At 56.7% G+C, this 5062-nt stretch carries 5 protein-coding genes; 1 reads left to right on the top strand and 4 read right to left on the bottom strand.

The window, feature by feature from the left end; translation table 11 throughout:
• Positions 1-272 (top strand): PIN domain-containing protein (locus AC3WR5_RS33295; RefSeq protein WP_492490080.1); only part of this gene is annotated, 272 nt, incomplete at its 5' end.
• 548 nt (positions 273-820) lie between these two features.
• On the opposite strand, the gene AC3WR5_RS33290 is transcribed toward AC3WR5_RS33295, so the two are convergent.
• The 4 genes from AC3WR5_RS33290 to AC3WR5_RS33275 all read right to left on the bottom strand — a co-directional run.
• A complete protein-coding gene (locus tag AC3WR5_RS33290; protein ID WP_492490079.1) occupies positions 821-1141 on the bottom strand; it encodes a hypothetical protein in 321 nt (106 codons plus the stop codon).
• Positions 1142-1630: 489 nt separating this feature from the next.
• Positions 1631-3457: an RHS repeat-associated core domain-containing protein gene (locus tag AC3WR5_RS33285; protein WP_492490078.1), complete on the bottom strand. Its 1827-nt coding sequence runs from the start codon at positions 3455-3457 to the stop codon at positions 1631-1633.
• 2 nt (positions 3458-3459) lie between these two features.
• Positions 3460-3921 (bottom strand): DUF4304 domain-containing protein, encoded by a 462-nt coding sequence (locus AC3WR5_RS33280; RefSeq protein WP_492490077.1) that lies wholly within the window; start codon positions 3919-3921, stop codon positions 3460-3462.
• Between the two features lie 3 nt (positions 3922-3924).
• The coding region (locus AC3WR5_RS33275) for an RHS repeat-associated core domain-containing protein (protein WP_492490076.1) at positions 3925-5062 on the bottom strand (1138 nt) is incomplete at its 5' end.

Genomic DNA, 5062 nt, shown 5'->3' with positions numbered 1-5062 from the left:
TCTCGGGAGATCTGACCATCGGATATCACCCGAAAGTCGTTTCAGGACAACGACTTGGGAGATTTTCAGGGCCGACTGCGTATGACGGGCGGACGCTGCCCTTCACAGCGCGCGGCGCCCGACTTTGCGCGCCTCTGCACGTCCCCAATCCGCGCGCCTGGCGCGACTCCGTGATCGCAGCCACGGCACTCGAGCACGGCATGACGTTCGTCACCCGCAACGTGCGGCACTTTGCCGGAACCGGCGTGCGACTCATCGATCCATTTGTTTGATGCCGCCAAGTCACAGGCGCGCATTTCAGCCCATCGTGGACCGCATTTCAGGCTGATCGTTGTCCAGGGTCCGTGGTCCAGGGATCAGGTCTCCAGGCCGCCGTGTCCGGCAGCCCATGACGGCGGCGCCGCTCTCGGGGTTGATGCGTTTGCACAGCCGGTAGTAGTTGTCATAGCCGTAGCTGCGGGTGGGCTGACAGCGTGGCGCCGTTGAGCGCGTGAGAGCGGGTGATGTAGTTCTTTTTACAACAGGCTGCCGGTGGCCAGAGCCTGTCTCCAGTGGCCAGCCGGCGGCTCGACCGGCCGCGTGGTGTGCAGTGATCCCAACGGTTGGGGAATGACCCCGGCATTTGCTTTTTTGACAGATTCCCGTCCCGGGTATGGACCATACGGGGGCCATTATTGCCCATTGAGCAATACGCCGTCATTCCCGTGTTAAATCATCGCCTGAGCCAGTACGGGCCAACTGGGCCACCTCTAGCTCACCACTCAATAAATCAGCCCCACCGATTACACCGGCAAGGTGACGTGACAAACGGCACCAAAACTCAACGCTCACCGGGTTGAATCCAACGCAACGAGAACTCGCGACAAAGGGGCGCCAATCGAGGCCATTCCTTTTCTATCTTCTCCAAAATGAAATTCATTTCGGCATTGTCAAGGAAGGGGCACACCTCGCTCATATGTAATGCGATTTCAATCCGAAATTCATCCGATCCTTGCAGCCAACTTAGCTGGACCTTTGAAATACCTTCTCCATTGTCCGCAAGGATCCAAATCATACGATCAAAAATGTCCGCCAACACATTTGGCGGCAACCCCTCAGAGCGGCCGTCCACCAGAAAGCTCATTAGCTCTAAAATACTCACGGAAACCTCACTTCTTTTCATAAACGGTCGTCGTAGACGACCGAGTTGACAGTACGCCTCCCGTCGTGGCTCTTTGAGTGCCGAAGTTGTGCGTCTCGCTCATAGCGCCTGTGCCAACAACCCTAAAACCAGCCGCATCTGCGGCCATACTATCTACGGCTTTCGCAAATGTATTGTTAGCTGTTCCAGTTCAGGAGAGCTTAGCCCTCCGATTGATGCCTTATCCCAAGGGTATTTATTCTGCAACACCATGCAACATGCGAACCCCAACCAGTCGAGACATTTCTCTCCAGCGCCCCCTCAGCAATGAGGTTATCCACTTCTCCAAGTTCATTGGTGTCGCCCATTACGAGCAAGACATGCATGCCCTCGGACAAATAGATAGCCTCATTATTTATATCATTTTTCGAATCTGATCTAGAAAACAGCACTAGATTTGATTCCAGCATTTCATTGAAATCAACTATAAATGTATGGATTATCATATTGTTAGAGACCTCTTTGATCACGGGGGACAGGATTCGTCACAGTCGGGGTGAACAACTTCTCCAATTGCTGAGGAGTTAAATTATTAACTGTTGCATGATTAGGGTTCTTGGCGGTTCCATCGGCCACAACTTGACCGCCAGCCTCTCTAATGCTGCCCGCAGTGGTAACCCCAACCTGATTGTTTTTAAAGGGCTTAGCAAGGACATCCAATGATGCATTTGGTGCACTTTGCGTAGAAACGCCGCTAAGAGCTCCGTTCGGTGAGGTAGTTACGCCGCTTCCGTTGGAAAAATTCTCGGCTGTGCAGGCTCCCCCACGGCAAACCATCGCAGAGTCGGGCAAGGCTGCCGCCCCCCTAGTGGCTGCCATCGGGGCATTGGCCGCCGCGGCCGCTTCTGGTGCTGCAGCAGCCGCACCTGCGCTCGCGGTCTTCGGAATTCCGGAGAATGTGCCCCCCGTTACCGAACCACCCCCAGCTCGAGCTGGACCTATTCCGTTAGCAGAATCATCTAAGTTCTTGGGGGCCCTCCCATCCGGATCCGTATACCGATACGGATTGTTATTGGCATACCAATACCGATTGAAGTTCGAGCCGTTGTTTGAGTTGACCGGCTCCGGATCCGTTGACAGGAATCTGTCGATCAGCGGATCGTAATACCGCTGCTGCATGTACACCAGCCCGGTGGCCGTGTCGTTGACGTGGCCGGTGTAGCCGAAGGTGCTGGGCTCGTTGCCCGTCCAGGTGTCGCCCCAGGGGTCGTAGGCGGTGTCTGCGGTGCCGGCGCGGCTGCTGTTGGTGCGCAGCACGGGGCTGCCCAGCGCGTCGGTGTGCAGGTAGCTGGCCGTGCTGCCGTTGATCTCGACGATGGGCTTGCCGTCGAGGAAGAAGGTCTTGGTGTTCTGGGTGACGGCGCCGCTGGCGTTGAGCTTCTGCGCGGCCAGCAGCAGGCCCTTCTGGCTGTAGACCTGCACCAGGCTGCTGCCGTCTGCGTTGTGCACCAGCGCCCGGCGGCCGTTGCCGTCGTATTCGTAGCTCTGGCTGGTGGGGCCGGTGACGGAGGTGAGGCGGTTCTCGGCGTCCCAGTTCATCACCAGGTTGCCGCGCTGGGTGATGTTGCCCTTGGCGTCCTGCGTGAGGGGCTGGCCCGCGCCGTTGACGCTGAAGCCATTGATGCGGTTGGCGCCGCCGTAGCCGGTCGAGACCACTTGACCGGTGCGGGTCCGGGTGCGCAGGTTGTCCAGCGGGTCGTAGTCGTAGGTGGCGGCCCCCCACTCCGCGGGCGAACTGGCGCTGGTCAGGCGGTCCAGGTCGTCATAACCCATCGTGCGGTTGTGCGTGCCCGCTGTGGTGTCTGTCGTGGCCAGGTAGTCGTTCAGCGTGGCGACGTTGGCATTGGCGTCGTAGGTGAGGCTGACCTGATAGACGGTGCCCACGCCGGGATTGGTGTCGGTGATGCTGCTGGGCAGGTAGCGGCCGTTCAGGCCGATCTGCCGCACGATGCCGTTGCCGAAGGTGTAGCCGGCCAGTGCGCCGTTGGCATAGCGGGTGACAGCGGTGGCGTGGCCTCCGGCCGAGCCTTGTTCGCCGAAGGCGTTGGGGCTCTGGGCAGGGCGGGCACTGTCCGGATAGGTCAGGTAGGACTCGAACAGCATGTGTCCGTCCACATCATAGGACTTGACGACGAAGCGCTCTTTGCCGCTGCCGGTGTCCTTGCGGTGGGAGATCACCGGGCGCCACAGCGCGTCGAAGTAGTTTTCTTCGAGCAGGTTGGGGCCTGACTCTCCAAGGGAAATGGGAGACCTCGCGCTTCTCGCGCCTTGTCGCACGCCTACATGCCTAGAAAACGCTTTGATGCCAAGTTAACAGCACCTTTGTCGAAACGACCAACCTCGATCGCTTGCCTTAACGAAATATTATCCTTCATCAAGTCATAAAATGGCAGCAGCCTTTCGGTACAGAAACTATCGATTTGCTGACTTCGATCCTCATCTGACATATCGGAGCTCAAATCCAAGACGATATCGATCTGTTCCTTAATATCTGGAAATGCTGCGGCGGCCCGTATCCGAATAGGACATTTATTTTCCTTTGGATGAGGCAAGCCCTCAATATCCATCCCCGCAGGGATAAAGCAAATATTTAGAAAAAAATGATCTCCATAATTGGATTTTTGAAGATCCATGACTTGCAGCACCCCGCCAACATTGCGAAACCATGTAGATTTTTTCTTCTCAAATCCCATGAGGGACAAGAGTTTATTGATAATAATCTCAAGTTCCTTTTTGATCATTTTTTACCGATCATAAGTTTCCACGACCCCTTTCCAATCTCCGCCATGTTCTTGTTGCAACTCCTGGCGATAGCCCTCAACTTGCTTCTCACCACGCCCAACTGCTCGAGGATTGTTTGGCTTTAACTCTTTGACAGCTTTATCCTCGAAATTCACGGCGTCTGCTTGTTTTCCGCTTGGAAGCCTCACCTCCTTTTGGAATCCTTCCCCTGCATCCCAAGCCTTATGAGCTTCTCGTCCGGCTTTTGTTGCAGCAGTTTCTCCATTTTTTGCAGTCTTAGCTACTTCCACCACTTTTTCTATGGCCCGCATTTCTTTCATTGCTAACCCAACCCCGGGCATCGGGCTAGCCACGCCGATGGCGCTTATTGCGAGATCAGCTGCGGCTGCTGGGATGCCAACCCCAGTGTAGACTGCAGCTCCAAATTTAAACGCGTCGACTACAAAAAAGCCAATATCCAGAAAACTTCGCCCGTCCGGATCCGTATACCGATACGGATTATTGTTGGCATAGTTAAACCGATTGAAGCTGGAACCATCGGCTGTACTAACTGGGTCCGGATCCTTCGACAAGAATCTGTCGATCAGCGGATCGTAATACCGCTGCTGCATCTGCACCAGCCCGGTGGCCGTGTCGTTGACGTGGCCGGTGTAGCCGAAGGTGCTGGGTTCGTTGCCGGTCCACGTGTCGCCCCAGGGATCGTACGCAGTGTCCGCCGTCCCCACGCGGCTGCTGTTGGTCCGCAGCACCGTGCTGCCCAGCACATCGGTGTGCAGGTAGCTGCCGGTTGAGCCATTGATCTCGATGATCGGCTTGCCGTCGAGGAAGTAGGTCTTGGTGTTCTGGGTGACGCCGCCGCTGGCGTTGAGCTTTTGCGCGGCCAGCAGCAGGCCCTTGCTGCTGTAGACCTGGACCAGGCTGCTGCCGTCTGCGTTGTGCACCAGCGCGCGCCTTCCGTTGCCGTCGTATTCGTAGGACTGACTGGTGGGGCCGGAGACCGATTTCAGGCGGTTCTCGGCGTCCCAGTTCATCACCAGGTTGCCGCGCTGAGTGATGTTGCCCTTGGCGTCCTGTGTGAGGGTGTGGCCCACGCCGTTGACGGTGAAGCCGTTGATGCGGTTGTCGCTGCCGTAGCCTGTC

It is taken from the genome of Ideonella sp. FW305-24, assembly GCF_058788035.1.
The sequence above is the reverse complement of the archived record's forward strand: the minus strand, read 5'-3'. Positions and strand labels throughout refer to the sequence as shown.

Excerpts from the sequence above, each read along its gene's own strand:
- AC3WR5_RS33280 (WP_492490077.1), bottom strand. The coding sequence starts at position 3,921 with ATGATCAAAAAGGAACTTGAGATTATTATCAATAAACTCTTGTCCCTC.